This window comes from Steroidobacter cummioxidans (genome assembly GCF_003104955.1).
This window is the reverse complement of the sequence record NZ_LSRW01000078.1, coordinates 1-18,867: the sequence shown is the minus strand read 5'-3', so window position 1 is coordinate 18,867 and position 18,867 is coordinate 1. Positions and strand designations below refer to the sequence as shown.

The window sequence follows — 18,867 nt, the reverse complement described above, 5'->3', positions numbered from 1 at the left end:
ATAGGTCTAAAGGACGCGGCGCTGGCGGCGACGCGGAAACACTGTCGGAATGCTTGTCAAAGCAGATACAGCACCGCCCACAGACCACTCAGAGTCAAAGTGATGGTGTATGGCAACGCCATCCACACCATGCGTCCGTACGACAGGCGGATCAGCGGCGCCACCGCCGAAGTCAGCAGAAACAGCAGCGCCGCCTGGCCATTGGGCGTGGCGATGCTGGGGATGTTGGTGCCGGTGTTGATGGCCACCGCCAGCCGGCCGAACTCGGGGGCGCTGATCGTGCCCTCCAGCAGGGCGGCCTTCACTTCTGTGATGTAGATCGTGGCCACGAAAACGTTGTCGCTGACCGAGGACAACAGGCCGCTCGCCAGATAGAAGATCGCCGCCCGCATGTCCCCGGACTGCTGCAGAGCCCAACCCACCACCGGCTCGAACAGATGCTGGTCGTGGATCTGCGCCACGATCACGAAGAACACCACGATCAGCGCGGTAAACGGCAGCGCCGTCTCGAATGCCTTGCCGAGACGCTGCTCTTCGGTAATGCCGGTAAACGCGGTTGCCAGAACGATCACGAGCAAACCGATCAGGCCGACTGCGGCGAGGTGGAACGCCAGTGCGAAGACCAGGATCAACGCCGTGATGGCCTGCACCACGATGATCGCGACATCGCGCTGCGTGCGATGCGCCTGCTGTTGCTGATCGTACGCTTCGAGAACGTGGCGGACCGCATCCGGCAAGCGCGTGCCATAACCGAACCACTTCAGGTGCTCGATCACCAGACAGGTGGCGATACCGACCACGAACACCGGCAGTGCCACCGGTGCGACCTGCACGAAGAACTCAGTGAAGTTCCAGCCCGCCTGCTCCGCCACGAGCACGTTTTGCGGCTGGCCCACCGGCGTCATGACACCACCCAACACCGTGCCCGCGCCGGCGTGCATCAACAACCCGCGCAGCACTGCGCGAAACGCATCGAGATCAGAGCGGTGCAACTCGCCGACATGTTCATCGGCCGAGCTGTCATGTGGATCGTGATGCGACTTGCCGGAGGCGACCTTGTGATAAACCTCATAGAAGCCCATCGCCACGGTGATGAGCACCGCCAGTACTGTGAGCGCATCGAGAAACGCGGCGAGCACCGCTGGCACCAGGCAGAACAGAAACGCCAGCCACAGATTGGAGCGCACCTTCAGCAGCAGCTTGGTGAAACAGAACACCAGCATTTCCTTGAGGAAGAAAATGCCCGCCACCATGAAGATCAACAGCAGGATGATGGGGAACGCCGTGACCGTGTGCTGATACACCGAGTCGGCTCGAGTGAGCCCCAGCAACACGGCCTGCAGCGCCAGCAGACCGCCAGGCTGCAATGGATAGCACTTCAACGCCATGGCCAGCGTGAAGATGAACTCGAGGAGGATCAGCCACGCTGCCAGCGTCGCGCCGTGCGTGCCGCCCAACAGCAGCACCAGCGGATTGATCACCAGAAAGCTGATGATGGTCAGCTTGTACCAGCGCGGCGCATTTCCCAGAAACAGATTACGAAACGCGTGCAGCATGAGCCGTGGATCAGGCCAGTGCCGCTGCTGCTTGTGCGGCGACGGGCGGCGGCGCCGGTGCGATCTCGGGCAGCGCCAACTGTTTGAAGAGCGTCTTGCCGCCGCTGCTCTTGTCGATCGTGGTCAGCATGCGCTCGTGAGCGACCAATTCTTCTTCAGTCGCGCGCAGAACTCGCAACACACCCCGCGGACGCATGACGGTGGCCACGGGCTCGAACGCCACAGCAGAGCTCGCCTCGTTAGTCTCACCGAGGATCAGGGCCGTCTGGCCACCGGTCATCGCCAGATAGACTTCGAGCAAAATCTGCGCGTCGAGCAACGCGCCGTGCAGCTCGCGATGCGAGTTGTCGATGTCGTAGCGTTTGCACAGCGCGTCGAGGCTGTTGCGCTGGCCAGGATGCATCTGACGCGCGAGCGGCAACGTGTCGATGACGTTGCAGAGTTTCCGCATCTGCCGCAGCGGCCCCGGCAAACGCTTCAGCTCGGCGTCCAGGAACGCCAGATCGAACGCCGCGTTATGAATGATCAGCTCGGCGCCGCTGATGAACTCGAGCAGCTCATCGACGACGTCGGCAAAGCGCGGCTGCTGCGCCAGGAATTCGTTGGTGAGGCCGTGCACCTGAATGGCACCGCGATCGACTTCGCGGTCGGGCCGCAGATAGCGATGAAACGTGCGCCCCGACTTGCGCCGGTTCACCAGCTCGACGCAGCCGATTTCGATGATGCGGTGGCCTTGCTCGGGCTCCAGGCCGGTGGTTTCGGTATCGAGGATGACTTGACGCATCCCGTTAGCCCAGCACCGATTCCTTGAGCGCGCTCACGACCTGCACCTGGTGCGCCTCGGTCAGATACGGGTGCATGGGCAAGCTGATAACGCGATCGCCAACAGCTTCGGAAACCGGGAAGGAGCCCGGCCCTTGACCGAGGTTCGCAAACACGGGCTGCAGGTGCAGCGGCACGGGGTAATGCACGGCCGTCGGCACGCTGCGAGCCTTCATGCCCTGCTCCACTTTGGCTCGATCGGCGACTTCCACGGTGTACTGCGCATACACGCTGGTGCAGTCGGGTGCGATGTAGGGCGTGACCACCTTGCGCGCAGGATCGCTCTCCTTCGCGAACGCCTCGTCGATCAGCTGCGAGTAGCGGGCACCGATGGCGCTACGAGCCGCAACTTCGTCGGGGAAGATTTCCATCTTCGCCAGCAACACCGCCGCTTGCAGCGTGTCGAGACGACCGTTGATGCCCAGGCGCGGATGATGATAGCGACGATCCTGGCCGTGCACGCGAATCTCGCGCATCAGCTTGGCCAGGCTGTCATCGTCGGTGAACAGCGCGCCGCCATCGCCATAGGCGCCCAGCGGCTTGGACGGAAAGAATGACGTCGAGCCCACTTCGGACACGGCGCACGAGCGCTTGCCCTTGTACATTGCGCCGAAGCTCTGCGCGGCATCTTCGATCACCGGAATGCGATGCTTGCGGGCGATCGCGTTGATCGCATCCATGTCGGCGCACTGGCCATACAACGACACTGGCATGATGGCCTTGGTCCGCGGCGTAATCGCTGCTTCGATCAGCTTCGGATCGATGTTGTAAGTACGCGCATCGATGTCGACGTACACTGGCTTCGCGCCCGCCAGCGCGATCATCTCGCCCGTGGCGATGAACGTGAACGGCGACGTGATGACCTCATCGCCCGGCCCGATGCCGTATGCCATCAGCGCGATCAGCAACGTGTCCGTGCCGCTCGACGCGCCGATGCAATGTTTGGCACCGACGTATTCAGCGAGCTTGTGTTCCAGCTCGACGGTCTCCGCGCCCAGGATGTATTGGCCATGCTCCAGCACCGCACGAATGCGCGCATTGACCGAGTCCTGCACGCGCCGGTACTGGGTTTTGAGATCGATGAAGTCCATGGAGAAATCCGCCGGTGATCGCAAGCTGGCGCGCATGATAGCGCATGCGTGCGAGGTTGCTGATCTGCAATGATGCGGGTCAGCCTACCGGCGCACGCGCCTGCATCTCGTCGATCGCCTGGTTAGCCAGCTGATCGGCGCGCTCGTTACCGGGAATGCCGGCGTGCCCCTTCACCCAGTGCCATTCGATCTTGTGCCGCGCGATCTCCTGCTCCAGCGCCTGCCACAGATCGACATTCTTCACCGGCTTCTTATCGGCGGTACGCCAGTCGCGCAATTTCCATTGCGCCATCCATTCGAGGATGCCTTTGCGCACGTACTGCGAGTCGGTGTACAGCGCCACGTCGCAGCCGCGCTTCAATGCCGCGAGCGCCTGGATTGCGGCCGTCAGCTCCATGCGATTGTTGGTGGTGAGCGCCTCGGCGCCCTTGAGCTCTTTGACGTGCTCACCCGAGCGTAGGATTGCGCCCCACCCGCCCGGCCCCGGATTGCCGCGGCAAGCACCGTCGGTGTAGATCTCGACTGCAGCCATTGATCGCTTATCGTGAGTTTTCGAAGCTTGGAATTCGCAACGGGGCGTCACATGCGATTGGCGTTGCGCGGCGTGCTCGGCTCGATGAGACCGCCCACCACTTTGGGGCGCAGCCGCCAGCGCGGACGAATCGGTGTGAGTGTGTAGACCCGCTTGCGAGCTTTGATCAGATAGCCGCCCGCAAACATCGGCCACAGATAATTGCCGCTGCGCTCGAAGAAGCGTTGTGAGGCAGGCGAGCTGGCGCTGAACGGCAAGCTGAACAGATAACGTCGCGAATCGACGACCTCGAACCCGAGCAGCTTGAGCCAGTCGCGCAGCCGGCCTTCACCGATCAGCCGTTCGGTGCCGGGCGGAAAGCCATTCTTCGCGATCCAGTGCCGCACACCCCAGCTGGAAAACGGCCGGAAACCGAACACGATCAGATGCCCTTCGGCGGACAGGACGCGCCCGACCTCACGCACGATCTCGTGCGGCTCGGGCTCGTACTCGAGCGTATGCGGCAACAAAACGGCATCGACCGAATCCGACTGGATCGCGAGCGCGTCGGTTCGAGAGCGAATGGAGGATGATCCGGGCGAACGCGCGCCATGCCAGGCCAGCACCGATTTGCGCTGAGTGCGCGCCTCGGACATCAAGCCATCGTCATCGCCCCATTGCCCGATCTGCAGCAATTGCCAACCGAACACCTGCGCCAGCGCCTCGCCCGCCAGCTTGCGCTCGAGCGCATAAACGCGCTGACCGAGCGGCGAGCGCAGCCAGGCGTGCAGGTCGAGTGCGGAGGGTTCGGGCATAACGTAGAGGATAACGGATCAACGCCGCCAAGGGTTCGGTGCACGCAGGCCGGTCCTGCGCCTGCGCCCCCGGCATTCGGGCATCCTGCCCAGCAGGCACTTGAGTGGCAACTTCCGCACCGATCCGCAGTGCCGCCGCAACCGAACGCGAAAATAGCCGCGGATACGCCGTGATTAATGCTTGCCGGTCAGCCACATGGCATGTTTAATACCCCCTGGTACGCTGCTTTCCGGGGTCGGTACAACGATGCTGCAAGTGACCCCGGTTCGGGCATTTACTGACAATTACATCTGGCTGATTCATTCGCCCCAGGACGCTGCGCGCGTCGTGGTCGTCGATCCGGGCGATGCCAAGCCGGTCGAGCGCGCGCTCGCCTCCCGCAATCTCACGCTGTCCGGACTGCTGCTCACCCATCATCACGGCGACCATGTCGGTGGTGTCGAGGAGCTGCTGCAAAATCGCCGCGGAATTCCGGTGTACGGGCCAGCGACCGAGGTCATTCCCGGCAATCCACAACGGTTGCGTGAAGGCGATCGCGCCCTCTTTCCCGACCTCGGTCTCGCCTTCGACGTGCTAGACGTCCCAGGGCACACCGCAGGTCACATTGCATATGTCGGTCATGGCGCTGTGTTCTGCGGCGATACGTTGTTCAGCGCCGGCTGCGGTCGCTTGTTCGAGGGCACTGCGGAACAAATGCACGATTCGCTGTCCAAGCTTGCGGCCCTGCCTGCCGAAACTTTGGTGTACTGCGCGCACGAGTACACGCTAAGCAACTTGAAATTCGGCCAGGCGGTCGAGCCGCACAACCAGGCGGCAGCCAGCTATCTGTCGCATTGCCGGGAGCTGCGCGCCCGGGATGAGGCAACGATTCCAACCGACATCAGGCGGGAGAGGAATGTGAACCCTTTTCTGCGCTGTGACGATCAGAGTGTGAAACAGGCCGCTGAAGCCTATGCCGGCCGCAGGTTACCTAGTCAACCTGAAGTATTCGCTGTCATCCGGCAGTGGAAGGACAGTTTTCGCTAGTGCTGCCGTGGGCGGCACAGCACGTTTCTCAACCAAGGTGCACGGGCACCGGAGTGTGATGGGAGTCGCCCGCCGGCTCGGCGTACGCCGAGTATCAAGGGCCGACCAGGGTTAGTTTTGCGCCTGCCTCTCGAATTCGATAAGAGGCGAGGCAGGTGGAGGGATCAGATGTATCAGTGGCGACCAGCGACCGCGCTGCCAGCAATCATTGCAACGACCCTGGCGGTCTTGACGGCTGGCTGCAGCCACTTCGGCTCGAAAGCCGGCGACGAAGACGACGATGATGCCGTCGAATTCGTCGAGCTGGATGCCTCGATCAGCAAGCTCGATGAAGCGGCGATCGGCGTGTCCGGTCCCGAACAGATCGAGGAAGCCATCGAAGCCCTCGACGCACAGAGCAGTCCGCGCCTGGTGCGCGAGCTCGGTCAAGGCGACGACTCGCTGCCCGAAGGCGGCGACCTGTTCGAGCGCATCCGCAAGGGCTACACCATCAGCGACATCGACCATCCATCGGTCGACATGGAGTTGCGCTGGTTCGTCAATCATCCCGCTTACCTGGATCGCACCTTCAAGCGTGGCGAGCGCTATCTGCACTTCATCGTCGGCGAGCTGGAAGCCCGCAACATGCCGCTCGAGCTGGCCTTGTTGCCAGTGGTCGAGAGCGCCTTCAATCCCGTTGCTTATTCGCGCGCGCGCGCCTCGGGCCTGTGGCAATTCATCGCCGAGACCGGTCGTCGCTACGGCCTGAAACAGAACTGGTACTACGACGGTCGCCGCGACGTGGTCGCCTCGACCGGCGCCGCGCTGGACTACTTGCAGTTCCTGCACGATGAGTTCGATGGCGACTGGCTGCTCGCCGTCGCTGCATATAACTGCGGTGAAGCTCGGGTGGCTCGCGAGATCGCGAAGAATCGTCGCGCCGGCAAGCCCACCGACTATTTCAGCTTGACGCTGCCGCGTGAGACCAAGGCATACGTGCCGAAGCTGCTCGCCATGCGCCGCATCGTTGGCGATCCGACCACTCACGGACTGGCGTTCGCGCCGATCGCAAACACGCCCTACTTCGTCAAAGTCGACGTCGGCGGCCAACTCGATCTGCACGTCGCCGCCGAGCTCGCCGAGATGTCGAAGGAAGAGCTGCTGGCACTGAACCCGGCGTTCAATCACTGGGTCACCGATCCGGACGGTCCGCACCACATTCTGGTGCCCATCGATCGTAACGACCGCTTCCAGGCAGGCATCGCTGCCCTGCCGCCGACCGAGCGCGTGCGCATCGTGTATCACCGAGTGCGTCGTGGCGATACGCTCGGCCACATCGCCGATAAGTACGGTGTCTCGGTTGCGGCGTTGAAGACCGCCAACAAGCTTCGCGGCAACATGATTCATCCTGGTCAGGAACTGCTGATCGCAGCCGCGCCGAAGGGCATGCAGTTGCCAAGCGGCGTGCAGCTCGCTTCGTACGAACAAGAAACGCCGGCGCGTAGCCGGGCGCCTTCGGACAAGCACATCGTGCGTCGCGGCGACACGCTGTGGAGCATCGCCAAGACTCACGGTGTGAGCATGGACCGCCTCGCCAACAGCAACGGACTGGATAGCGGCGGCACGCTGGCCGTCGGCCAGGTGCTCTCGATTCCGGGCACCGCCCGGCTCGCCACCACCGACAGCAGCAACGTGGCGCGTTCGACCACGTACGTCGTTCGCAGCGGCGATTCGCTCTCGACCATCGCCACCAAATTCCGCGTGCGACTGTCTGATCTGCTCGGCTGGAACAACCTGACCAAGCGCAGCGTCATCAAGCCCGGCCAGCGCCTGGTCATGTACATCGACGACCGCCGGCGCGCGGGTATCTGAGAGCTCTCCCGGCGGTCCGCAGCCCGCGGACCGCCAAATTGCTAAACTACGCTCCAGTTTTCTTTCACTGGAGCGGTTCATGGCATTCCTCGCAGGCAAGCGCGCCCTCATCATCGGACTGGCGACCGAGCGTTCCATCGCCTTCGGCATTGCTCAGGCGCTGAAGCGCGAAGGCGCGGAACTGGCGTTCAGCTATCAAGAGCGCTTCAAGGATCGCGTCGAAGGCATGGGCAAGGAGTTCGGCGCGGCATCGGTATTCGAAATGGACGTGGCCAGCGACGAAAGCATTGCCGCCGGTTTCGAGACGCTCAAGAAGAGCTTGGGACAAAGCTTCGACATTCATTCGTGCACGCCGTTAGCAATTTTCGCGCCTTTCGGATGCAATTCGCGGCGGCTTCGTCGAGTCGACGACTCGCGAAAATTTCCGCATCGCCCACGACATTTCCAGCTACAGCCTCACTGCCGTCATCAAGGCGGCTGAGCCGATGCTCGAAGGTCGCGCGGGCTCCATCCTCACCCTCACCTATCTCGGCGCGGTCCGCTCGCTGCCGAGCTACAACGTGATGGGGCTGGCAAAGGCGAGCCTGGAAGCCGGCGTGCGCTTCCTCGCTGCGGACCTCGGCCCGAAAGGTATTCGCGTCAACGGCATTTCCGCCGGTCCGATCAAGACGCTGGCGGCGGCCGGCATCGGTGGCTTCCGCAAGATGCTCAGCCATGTCGCGTCGATCGCACCGCTGCGCCGGAATGTCACGATCGAAGACGTCGGCAACACCGCCGCGTTCCTCGCCTCCGATCTGTCGGCCGGCATTACCGGCGAGATCATCTATGTCGATGCCGGCTTCAATACCGTCGGCATGTCCTTCCCCGAAGGCGATTGATACTGGCCAATGAAAAACGCCGCGGTCCGTGCAGGACCGCGGCGTTTTTTTGCGCCTCGTGAATTGACGCAGTCGCGTTATTCGAAGACCTTGTCGTTGCGAACGATGTCGGCGTTGCGCTGAGCCTCTTCGACGTAAGCGGTCAGCTCTTCATTGCCGGCACGCATTTCAGCCTGGCGACGACGGATGGCGCGTTCCTGCTCCGGCTCCTTGTCCGTCTCACCGCTACGAGTCTGCGTGACGGCCAGCACCGCGTAGTTGCCATCGTCAGTGGTCACTCCAGACACGTAAGGCGCCGTCTCGGAAATCGCGGACTTCGACGCCTGGAACGCCGAGCGCAGCACTGCCGGCGGTGCGATCGAGTCATCGCGCGTAACGAAGCGCTTGCCGACCGGCTTCAACCCCAACGCGCCGAGCGAATCCCAAGTCTCGCCCTTCTGCAAACGAGCCAAGGCATCCGCGCCCTTCGCCGCCGCGGCTTCGCGAGCCGCCTGCGAACGCAGACGTGATTCGATTTCACCGCGGACATCGGCCAAGGGGCGCGGCTCGGCGGCCTTGTAGCCGATGGCACGCAACACCACCGCCTTGTCCTCGCCAACGGCGACCAGCGGGCTGTTCTGGCGACGATCCAGCACATCTTCGCTGAACGCCGCATCGATCACGCTCTTGTCGGCGCCGAACTCGCCACCGCCTTCGCGTGTGAAGCCCTTGATCTCGTGCAGCGGCAGGTTCATCGACTTCGCGACCGTGTCGAGCTCGGTCAGCGCAGCGAACGCCGCGTCGGCCATCTTCTGCGACTCATCGTAGAAGCCGGTCTGCGCGCGGTCCTTGCGGTATTCGGCTTCGACCTCGGCACGCGCTTCGGCGAAGCTCTGTTGATGGCCTGCCTCGACGTTCTCCAGCTTCAGCACGTGATAGCCGAATTGCGTCTTCACCGGTCCGCGGATCTCGCCGGGCTGCATGCTGAACAGCGCATCCTCGAACGGGCCGACGAACATGCCCTTCTGCGCCCAGCCCAGATCGCCGCCCTGCTGGGCCGAGCCCGGATCCTTGGAATTTTGCTTGGCGAGCTGCGCGAAATCGCCGCCCGACTTGGCCTTGTCGGTCAGCTCCTGCGCCTTCTTCTGCGCGGCCGCGTCATCCAGGCCGTCGGTGGCGGTGATCAGGATGTGACGCCCCTTGCGCCGCTCGGGTGCCTCGAAGCGCTCCTTGACCGTCTCGTAGTAATCCTTCAGCGCCTGTTCGCTGACATCGACCTTGGACTCCGCCTGCGCGCGCGTCAGCTCGATGTACTGCAGGTCCACGGTCTCGGGCAGCAGAAAATCGCTGCCGTTCTGTTCGTAGTACTTCTGGATCTGCTCGTCGGTAACGGTGACCGAGGGCAGGAAGTCGTTCGCCGCGATCAGCACGTAATCGAGCTCGCGCTGCTGCTTCTCCAGCGCATAGCGGCGCTCCAGCTCATAAGGAACCGCAAACGCCGAGTCGACCAGGCCCTTCTGCAACTGTTCGAGCAACAAGTCGCCCTGCAGCTGCGACTCGAAACGCGCCTCGGTGAGGCCATTCTGACGCAGCAGGCCGTTGTAGCGGTCCGCCGAGAACTTGCCGTCGACCTGGAACTCGGGAATCTCCATCACGCGTCGGGCCAGCGCCTCGTCGCTCACCTTGTAGCCCAGGTCGTTGGCGCGCTGAGTGAGCAACGCCTGCTGGATGTACTGATCGAGGATGGCCTGCTGCTGAGCTCGGGCCATTTCCGGCGGCAACTCCCCTCGCAGCATCTGCTGCAACTGGGACTGCCGACGCTGCCAGGCCTGGCGCACGGTTTCGGCCGGAATGCGCTCGCCATCCACCTTGGCCGCGAACGAGGCGGCGGTGGACTGGAAATCGATGCCCCAGAACACGAACACGATGCCGATGGCGCCGAGGAACAGACCGGCAACCCAGCCGGTGATTTTGTCGCGGATGGTTTGTAGCATGTGAGGAGCGGGATAATGTCCCTAAACGTTTGATTCCGAACGACTTGCCGGGCGCGCCATGCGGCCGGGGGCCGCGATAGTAACACGTACTAATTTAGTGGCGGGGACTTGCGATCCCCGCCCTTGCCGGCCGCTTGCACGAGTCCCGCTGTACGGGCGGCGGCGAATAGCGGATCTGACATCGCTCGACTGAGAAAGTGCGCCGCTGGGTCGTGCGGCCCGCCGTTCAGTGCTCCAGTCGTGCGTGCGGGCCGAGCGTCGCGCCGACAAAGCCTCCCGCAACTTCGGTGCTGAGAATGGAGCCGTCGTCATTCTCCAGCAGCGGCTGCCAGCCAGCAGCCTCGTAGTAGAACGAATGGTCGCGACCGTTGCCGCTGATCTTCAGCTTGATCGGGGCATCGGATGCCTGCTTCAACGTGGCGGTCGCCACTTGCTTCACCGTTGTGCCGCTCTTCTTTTCCAGAAAGACCTGCACCGACTCGCCCGTGCGACGCGCCCCCAGAAAGTACCAGTGCTGGCCGTTCTGAAACGCCGCGATACCGGCCGCGACGCCCGCTTCCTTCGGTAGTCGTAGCAAGGTGCTGGCATCGAATGTGAGATGTTGCTGCCGGCGCCCCAGATAGGCGGGATTGCCCTTGCCATCCAAGCGCTCGTCGCTGGGCGCGATGTTGAGTCGCCCCGGCTCGGCCGACAGATCGAACCACTTGCGCTTCGGCGCGCGCACCTGCAGCCAGGCCGCGTTCAACTCACGTCCGTCGAATTCATCGCGCCAGGTGAAGTTGCCGGTGAGCGGCACGACCTGTGGATGGATGTTCGACAACTTCGGCCCCGGCGCGACGTACGGAATGGCCTTGCCGCGCTCCAGGATCACGGGCCAGTCATTCTTCCAAGTCACAGGCAGCAGGTAAGTCTCGCGACCCGTGTGATAGTTCACGCCGTCATAGGTGCGTGAACCCAGAAACGTTGCCCACCACGTGCCGTCGGGCGCCTCGACCAGGTCCGCGTGACCGGCGTTCGTGATGGGATTGGCGCGCTCCTTCGACAATTCCCGCTGTGTCAGAATCGGATTGTCCTCGTAGGCAGCGAAAGGCCCCCACACCGACTTCGAGCGCAGGATCACTTCCGAATGATTCACGCCCGTGCCGCCTTCGGCACACATGAGGTAATACCACTGGCCCCGCTTGTACAGGTGCGGCCCCTCGATCCAGATCGGCTGCTTGGAAATGTCCACGCCACCATTCACGAGTACCCGGCGCGGGCCCACCAGCTTCAGCTGTTGCAAGTCGAATTCCTGCATCCAGATGGCGCGATGGCCTTGATATCTCGGCGCTTCATCCGGCGCTCCGTTGTTGAGCACATAGGCCTTGCCGTCGGCGTCGATGAACAATGACGGATCGATGCCATCGATCTGCGGCAGCCACACCGGATCCGACCAGGGGCCCGCGGGATTGGTGGCGGTGCTGATGAAATTGCCGCCGCTATCGACCAGCGTATTCAGCACGTAGAACACGCCATTGTGATGATGAATCGCCGGTGCGAACACGCCGCGCGAGATCTCCAGCCCGTCGAAAGGCAGCTGTTGCGGACGGTCGAGCACATGTCCGAGCAGCTGCCAGTGCACCAGATCGCTGCTTTCGAACACCGGAATACCGGGGAAATAAGCGAACGTCGAATTGACCAGATAGAACTTGTCGCCGGCGCGCGTGATGCTTGGGTCAGGATAGAACCCGGCGAGAATGGGATTGCGATAACTGCCGGCCGGCAGCTGCGTCTCAAATACCGCGTCCTTGCCCGTGTATTCGAACCAATCGAATGAAACCGTCGGCGCCGCTCGCGCGGACAGCGATATGGCGCACCCCAGTGCCGCGAGTAGTAACTGCTTGCCTATCTGTTTGTGCATATTTGTAACCGGGCGCCTGGCGGCCCACTCATCGATAGCGATAGAACCGTACTTGCTGAATCTGGAAGTTGCCGGGCGCCAGTCGCACATGACGTCCTTGATGGGTCTGGTCGCCGTTGAGCAAGCGCCCAGGCAGCCAGCGTCCCTGCGAATCGAATGTGCCTTCCCAGGCCTGGTCGATCCCCGCCAGCGGCGGCCCCGGGCCGATCGGCCTGGCGGTGACGACGATTCCCTGCCCCGCGATCAGATAATCCTCGGGGCCGGTCTGAATGATCAACCCGCCGTGCGTGGCCGTGCTCTGCTGCGCTTCCGGCATCCATGGATCGATGAACGACACCGTGAAACGATAACCGCCGATGTCCTCGGTCACCGGCATGTCGAGCACGGTCTGGTCTTCGAGAATGCGCGGCTTGAAACCCGACATGCGAGCCAGCCCCTGGGCGGAAAGAATTGCCGGGCTGAGTTGCCTCAGCACGGCATAGGCATCGGCCAGGGGGTTGGGTTTGCGGTCGGCGATGGATTCGATGGAAAACGGCGAGAAGCCGATCGCATCCAGCTTGCCGAATGCATAGAACGCATTCGCCGGCACTTCGGGCTTGTCGGCATTGTTTGCTTCCGGAATGAACAGTGCATTGTCCGCACGGCGGAAGCGCGCGGCCAGATCGACAAAGTTCGGGAAGTAAATGTCCGGAGCCAGCAGGTCGAGCGATGGCGCACCGGCTTTCCAGACATCCAGCAGATGCGGCAGCGGACCGCCGCTCGGATACTCGCCCGGTGCTTTGTTCATGCGATTGAGCGCCGCGTTTACAAACATCGGCAGCGGGTACGCAGCCTTGCCTGCGACCACCAATGCCTCCACGAAACGCGAGTAGTGCCACGCAGTGAATGCTTCAGCGGCAGCATCGCCCTCGCCAAACACTTCGACCCAGGTGCCCTCGCGCTTGCCGCCCTGCTCGGCCCACAACTCGTGCAGCCCCGTTCGATTGGCCCGCGACGCATCGAGATGACTCATCAATTCTGCGGGCACGCGTTCGGCGAACAAACGATTGGCCTCGGCGCCATACTCCCGAGCCACCGGCAACATGCCGATCTCGTTCTCGACCTGCACCATCACCACGGTGCTTTGTTTCGAGTCGACCTCTTTGATGCGATTCAGCAGAGCAGCGAACGCTCGCGCATCGGCATCACGGGTCGCGATCGAAAATGCAGAAAGGATGTCGGTGCTCTGACCATTCGGCAGCTGTACGCGAGGGAAGCGCGCCTGATCGCGTTTGACCCACGATGGCACGTACGTAGACATGCTGTTTTTCCATGCGCCGAACCACAGCAGCACGAGCTTCATATCATGAGCCCGCGCGTCCCTCAGCAACTGATCGAGCGAGGTCCAGACAAACCTGCCTTCCACCGGCTCGATCAGCTCCCAGGACACGGGCGCGAGCACGGTGTTCACGTTCATCTGTTTGAGCTTGGGCCAATACGGCGCCATGTACGCGGCGCTACTGGCGCTGGAGTTCCCAAGCTCGCCGCCGAGCACCAGCATCGGCTGGTCGTTCACGATCAGGCGCATCGTGCTGCCCTGTCGTTCCAGACGTGGAGTAGCGGATGCGGTGGAAAAGATCGAAGCGGCGAGCAGCGCCACGACGGCTGCCGTGAACCAGGCACCCCGCAGGTGCGGCAAATGCTCTGATAGCGCTACCAGTCGCGCCCGAAAAAAAACGCGCCGCGCGCGCTGGATGCTCACCATCGACCCCCTCGACTCGCCCACTCGACACAGATCGCGGGGCTTTTGTATGAGTTTAGTATTCAACGGTGGCGCGCGGCTTGTCAAACCTGCTGCCCCACCAGCGTGCTTGGGTGCGCCTCGAGTGCGCGACTCTCAGACGCTTTCGGGCTTGGTGCCGAACCTGATCGCGTTGCGCGCCCGCGCCCGTTCCGCTTCGACTTCACGACTCTTGGGCTCTGCATTCGTCGTCATGGTGCTCATCAAGGTACGCGCGGCGGCCGCCACCTCCTCCACCGCGCGCTCGAAGGCCGCTGCATTGGCCTTCGACGGAATCGTGAACCCGCTGAGCTTGCGGACGAACTGCAGTGAGGCGTCATGAATCTCGGCGTCGGTGGCCGGCGGCTCGAAATTGAACAGCGTTTTGATGTTCCGACACATATCTCACTCCGTCAGCACGCCGCGGGTGCCCAAATCACAAACTAAAGAGCATCTCGAAACCGCCGAAAATCATGCGCTTTCCGTCGACCGGTATTTCATTGAACATCGCCTTCATGCGCGGATCCTCCATAACCTTCGCATTCACGGCATCGCGCTGCTGACGCGATTCGTATGTGATCCACGCGAAGATGACGAGCTCGTCCGGCTTGACCTGCACGGCGCGCGGGAACGACGTGAGCTCGCCATAAGGAACATCGTCGGCGACGCATTCAACGTAACTCAGCGCGCCATGACTCTTCCACACCTCGCCGCAGACCCGCGCCTTTTCCTTGTAGACCTGCAGCTTGTCCTTGGGCACCGGTACGACGAAACCATCCACATAAGCCATTTGCGTCTCCTATTGAGTGAAACTCATCCCAAGGACGCGCCCACTCGACTCATTCCGACAGCCGCTTCGACATTTTGTTGCGCTTACATGCCGGTGTCAGCCAAAAGTCAACTGCCTTGACGGGACATAGACCACGACGGTGCCGCATGCGAGCCTGCACGAATCCTATCAGTGCGGGAAACACTATGAAAAACGTGTGCGCGTTGCTGCTGCTGACCTGTGCTGGCACCTCGCTGGCGCTGGCCCAGGGCAAGATCGAAGGCGAGAAGTGGAAGGTCACCAACACCATGCAGATGGCTGGCATGTCCATGCCGGCGCAGAACTCGGAGATCTGCAAGCAGCCGGGCCAGGACTCGGAGCCGCCGATCCGCACCGACGACGACTGCCAGATCTATGACATGAAGCGCAGCGGCAACGTGCAGAGCTTCAAGATGCGTTGCACCGGCGAGAACGCGGCCGAAGGCTCGGCGCAGCTCACCTACATCAGCCCCGATCACTACAAGGGCCAGATGGAAATCACCACCGGCGGCGAGTCGATGGTCATGAAGTACGAGGGCCAGAAGGTCGGCCAGTGCGACGGCAGCGAGGCGAACTTCGTGATGAAGAAATTGCAGGCCGACATCGAGCGGCAGCAGAAGCGCGCCGAGGAGGAGATGATTTACCGCTGCCATGAAATGGCCGAGCAAGCGAACGATCCGTGGTTCCTGGCTCAGTGTAAGGACCCGGCAGACAAGCGCACCTACTGCGACTCCGTTCGTAAGCCTTCGAATTTCCGTCGTCTCTCGCAGCAGGAGCGCAGAGCTGCGAGCGTTGCGGTGAACAACGATCCGCGCGCCAAGCCGCTGACGGAGTCGGCGCGCGTCTGCGGCTTCTCGCTGGAACAGGAACGCGAACGCCTGTGCAAGAGCGCTGAGCAGAGAAACGATCTGGGCTTCATCGCGAACGAGTGCCCAACGCTGGCCGCTGGCATCGCTGCGCAACACTGCGCAGGCCGTCGTTACACGGCGATTGCCTCGAACTATCGTAATTTCTGCTCCGAGTACGCCAGCAACCAGGACCAGGAACGGCGCGCGCAACGCTCGTCGGCACGGTCCGCAAGCGGCGAGAGTGGCACTCAGGATCCAGAGAGGGACGAACAGCAGGATCCTGCGCAGGAGCAGCCGCAGAACGCCGTCGATAAGACCAAAGGTCTGTTCAACAAGGGCAAGAAGGCACTGGGTGGCCTGTTCTCGAACTAATCGTCACATCACGCGCCGCTCGGGGATGCAGGCCTTTGCCTCCCTGGTCGGCGTGTTGTTGTTGACGCTCGCCTCGCCGCTGCACGCGGAGGCAGCGGATCCTTATCCGTCGGCGGCGCGCAGTTACATGGTCGTTCTGGACGACCAATTGCTGTGGCAACGTGCGCCGACTCTGCGCCTGCAACCCGCCTCACTCGCCAAATTGCTCACGGCGCTGATCGCACTCGATTCCAATTGGAATGCGGAGCGCTGGATCACGGTCAGCAAGTACGCTGCAAGCGTTCCCCCCTCTCGGCTTGGCCTGAAAGCAGGCGAACAGGTCACTGCCGGTGCGGCACTGGCCGCAATGCTGGTCCGCTCCGCCAACGATGCGTGTCGTGCACTCGTTGAAAGCATCAGCGCCGATCTCAATGCGTTCAGAGCGCAAATGAATGCGCGTGCCGTGCGGCTCGGCATGAGTGATTCGAACTTCGTGGATCCATGCGGCTTCGACGCGACCGGTCAGTACAGCACTGCCACTGATTTGCTGAAACTCGCACGCGCCGCTCGCGCGGTACCTCTCATCGCGCACCTCGCGGCGCTTCCCGAAGCGCAGCTCACGACTCACGCGGGACGCACGATCAAGTTCACGAGCACGAACGCACTGCTCGGCCGCCTGGCAGGCACCCAGGGATTGAAGACCGGCAATACCTCACAGGCCGGGCAATGCCTGATTGCGTATGTGCGGCGTCAGGGCCATGACGTCTGGCTCGTCATGCTGGGCGGCACGGAGCGATGGTGGCTGGCGCATGGAATGATCGAAGATGCGTTCGGCTCGATCCTTGCGAACTGATACCTCCACCGCGGATATTTCCCGGGCCATGGCGCTGCTGCCAGCACTGCCAGCTGCGGCCATCTTCCTGTTGTGGTGGCCTGCCCTCGGCGCCAGCTTTCAGTTCGACGATTGGAACGTCATCGTCAACGAGCCGCGCGTCCACTCGCTCGCCGCGTGGTGGCAATCGATGCCGGGCATTCGTCCGCTGCTGAAGCTCAGCTATGCGTTGAACTTTGCCCTGGATGCCAATCCGAGCGGCTTTCGCGGGGTGAACCTCCTGATTCACGCCCTGAGCGCAACACTCGTGGGCTCACTGCTTCGCACCCGCGGCCTGCGCGCCGGGCTCTCCGAATCCATGGCATCGCATGCTGCGGTGTTGGCTGCGCTGCTGTTCGCCTTGCACCCAGTGCAAACCGAAGCCGTCACCTACATCTCCGGCCGGTCGAGCTCACTCGCGGCGTGCTTCTGTTTGCTGAGCCTGTATGGCTGGGTTCGTAGCGAGGAAATCGCGCGCCCCATGTACGCCTATGCATGGCTCGCGAGCTGCTGCATTTGTTTCGGATTGGCCGTTGCGACCAAAGAAACAGCGTTGATACTGCCGCTCGCGCTACTGCTCTACTCCGCCGACCGTCCTTTGACGCCCACGCTGAAACGACTGACGCCACTGCTCCTGCTCATGGCTGCGATGTTCGTCGTCGCGCTCAGCTCGCCCACCTACCGTCGCCTGCTTGCGGTGAGTCTCGACACGCGCACCATCGGCGAAAATCTCCTGACGCAATCGCGTGCGCTCTTGTATCTGTCCGGCCAGCTGATCCGCATCACCAACGGCAACGCCGATCCACAGCTGCCGATCGTCACCTCGCTGGACTGGCGGACTGCGATCCTTTGCATGGCCTGGATTGGCTCGCTTGTTTGGGCGTTGCTGAACCTGCGACGCAGGCCGGTGAGCGCGTTCGCGGTGTTGTGGTTCATGCTGTGGCTTGCGCCGACGAACTCGCTCTTGCCACGCCTGGACGTAGCCAATGATCGTCAGTTGTATCTGGCATCAGTCGGGCCAGCCTGGTGGTTGGCCGTTCAGCTCACGTCCTGGCATCCCGCTCGCCCTGTGCTACGCCAGGCCGCTGTCGCCTTGCTGCTCGTCGCCCTGAGCTGGGCCACGTATCAGCGCAACCTCGTCTACCAAACCGAAGTCGCCTTCTGGGAAGACACCGCCGCGCACAATCCTGAAAATTCGCGAGCGGCCAACAATCTTGGCATGGCTTACGCGATCGAGTGTCGGTTCAGGGAAGCCGAGACCGCCTTCGAGCGTGCCATCGCTTTGAGCGGCGACGACTACTACTCCCGCATCAACCTGATCCTTCTGCGCAAAGGCATGCTACCCGGCGTGGATCGCAAGCGTTGTGAGCTCGCGAGCTACGACTGACGACTGAGCCCGAGGGAACATACGGCCTCGTGCTGCGTCATTGCTCTGTTCACGAGCGCAAGCCGACGCTTGATATGCCAATGCCTCCGCGCATCGACTCCAGCAAGATCGACAACACCGAGCTCAACCGCGGACGGCTCGCACGCCGGCCGGTAGAAATCGCCTGGCGTGGCTGGTGGGATGTGGTGTGGCGCGTCCAGAAACAGCTCGATGCGGACAACGTATCCATCGTCGCCGGCGGCCTGGCGTTGTTCGCACTCCTTGCCGTGTTCCCCAGTCTTGCCGCTGCCGTTGCCATTTATGGCCTGGTGGCCTCGCCCGACGCGATCGCCGCGCAGATACAAACCTTCAGTGCCATGCTGCCGCCAGCTACCGTGGACNTGTCTNNNANATCAGTTGCAACAGCTGATCAGCCAGCG

15 protein-coding genes and 1 pseudogene are annotated in these 18,867 nt (G+C 62.5%); 6 read left to right on the top strand and 10 right to left on the bottom strand.

Features of this window, described 5'->3' with window-relative positions; genetic code table 11:
- Positions 1-56 precede the first annotated feature (56 nt).
- The 5 genes from nhaB to D0550_RS28175 all read right to left on the bottom strand — a co-directional run bounded on the left by nhaB (position 57) and on the right by D0550_RS28175 (position 4,795).
- The gene (gene nhaB / locus D0550_RS28195) at positions 57-1,556 is read right to left on the bottom strand and encodes a sodium/proton antiporter NhaB (protein WP_116812540.1); all 1,500 of its coding nucleotides are present in this window, start codon (positions 1,554-1,556) and stop codon (positions 57-59) included.
- A gap of 10 nt (positions 1,557-1,566) precedes the next feature.
- Positions 1,567-2,340 (bottom strand): DNA polymerase III subunit epsilon, encoded by a 774-nt coding sequence (gene dnaQ / locus D0550_RS28190; protein ID WP_116812539.1) that lies wholly within the window; start codon positions 2,338-2,340, stop codon positions 1,567-1,569.
- 4 nt (positions 2,341-2,344) lie between these two features.
- Entirely contained in the window at positions 2,345-3,469 is a 1,125-nt protein-coding gene (locus tag D0550_RS28185) for a DegT/DnrJ/EryC1/StrS family aminotransferase (RefSeq protein ID WP_116812583.1), read from the bottom strand.
- A gap of 79 nt (positions 3,470-3,548) precedes the next feature.
- Positions 3,549-4,001, bottom strand: a complete 453-nt coding sequence (gene rnhA, locus D0550_RS28180) for a ribonuclease HI (RefSeq protein WP_116812538.1) — start codon at positions 3,999-4,001, stop codon at positions 3,549-3,551.
- A 47-nt stretch (positions 4,002-4,048) separates the two neighbouring features.
- The gene (locus D0550_RS28175) at positions 4,049-4,795 is read right to left on the bottom strand and encodes a class I SAM-dependent methyltransferase (RefSeq protein ID WP_116812537.1); all 747 of its coding nucleotides are present in this window, start codon (positions 4,793-4,795) and stop codon (positions 4,049-4,051) included.
- Between the two features lie 247 nt (positions 4,796-5,042).
- Here D0550_RS28175 and gloB point away from each other — a divergent pair, with 247 nt between their 5' ends.
- The 3 genes and pseudogenes from gloB (at position 5,043) to D0550_RS36690 (ending at position 8,551) form a co-directional block, all read left to right on the top strand.
- Positions 5,043-5,822 (top strand): hydroxyacylglutathione hydrolase, encoded by a 780-nt coding sequence (gloB, locus tag D0550_RS28170; protein ID WP_116812536.1) that lies wholly within the window; start codon positions 5,043-5,045, stop codon positions 5,820-5,822.
- A gap of 168 nt (positions 5,823-5,990) precedes the next feature.
- Entirely contained in the window at positions 5,991-7,673 is a 1,683-nt protein-coding gene (locus D0550_RS28165) for a lytic transglycosylase (RefSeq protein WP_116812535.1), read from the top strand.
- Between the two features lie 79 nt (positions 7,674-7,752).
- A pseudogene (locus tag D0550_RS36690) lies at positions 7,753-8,551 on the top strand (enoyl-ACP reductase FabI).
- Between the two features lie 77 nt (positions 8,552-8,628).
- On the opposite strand, the gene D0550_RS28155 reads toward D0550_RS36690, so the two are convergent.
- The 5 genes from D0550_RS28155 to D0550_RS28135 form a co-directional block, all read right to left on the bottom strand.
- Positions 8,629-10,524 (bottom strand): SurA N-terminal domain-containing protein, encoded by a 1,896-nt coding sequence (locus tag D0550_RS28155; RefSeq protein WP_116812534.1) that lies wholly within the window; start codon positions 10,522-10,524, stop codon positions 8,629-8,631.
- A 226-nt stretch (positions 10,525-10,750) separates the two neighbouring features.
- Positions 10,751-12,424: a glycoside hydrolase family 43 protein gene (locus D0550_RS28150; protein WP_116812533.1), complete on the bottom strand. Its 1,674-nt coding sequence runs from the start codon at positions 12,422-12,424 to the stop codon at positions 10,751-10,753.
- 28 nt (positions 12,425-12,452) lie between these two features.
- Entirely contained in the window at positions 12,453-14,168 is a 1,716-nt protein-coding gene (locus D0550_RS28145) for a GH35 family beta-galactosidase (RefSeq protein ID WP_116812532.1), read from the bottom strand.
- A gap of 132 nt (positions 14,169-14,300) precedes the next feature.
- Entirely contained in the window at positions 14,301-14,585 is a 285-nt protein-coding gene (locus tag D0550_RS28140; RefSeq protein ID WP_116812531.1) for a DUF2277 domain-containing protein, read from the bottom strand.
- A 34-nt stretch (positions 14,586-14,619) separates the two neighbouring features.
- Positions 14,620-14,973 carry a DUF1428 domain-containing protein gene (locus D0550_RS28135; RefSeq protein WP_116812530.1) on the bottom strand — a complete coding sequence of 118 codons (354 nt, stop codon included), beginning with the start codon at positions 14,971-14,973 and terminating at the stop codon, positions 14,620-14,622.
- Positions 14,974-15,158: 185 nt separating this feature from the next.
- Here D0550_RS28135 and D0550_RS28130 point away from each other — a divergent pair, with 185 nt between their 5' ends.
- Genes D0550_RS28130 through D0550_RS28120 form a run of 3 tightly spaced genes read left to right on the top strand, consistent with a single transcriptional unit; the run spans position 15,159 to position 18,448 of the window.
- Entirely contained in the window at positions 15,159-16,211 is a 1,053-nt protein-coding gene (locus D0550_RS28130; RefSeq protein ID WP_161966103.1) for a DUF3617 domain-containing protein, read from the top strand.
- A complete protein-coding gene (locus D0550_RS28125) occupies positions 16,192-17,043 on the top strand; it encodes a D-alanyl-D-alanine carboxypeptidase family protein (protein ID WP_153067394.1) in 852 nt (283 codons plus the stop codon). The genes D0550_RS28130 and D0550_RS28125 overlap by 20 nt, the downstream gene beginning before the upstream one ends.
- Positions 17,044-17,071: 28 nt before the next feature.
- On the top strand, positions 17,072-18,448 hold the full coding sequence (locus D0550_RS28120) for a glycosyltransferase family 39 protein (protein WP_116812527.1): 1,377 nt from the start codon (positions 17,072-17,074) through the stop codon (positions 18,446-18,448).
- The last annotated feature ends 419 nt before the right edge of the window (positions 18,449-18,867 follow it).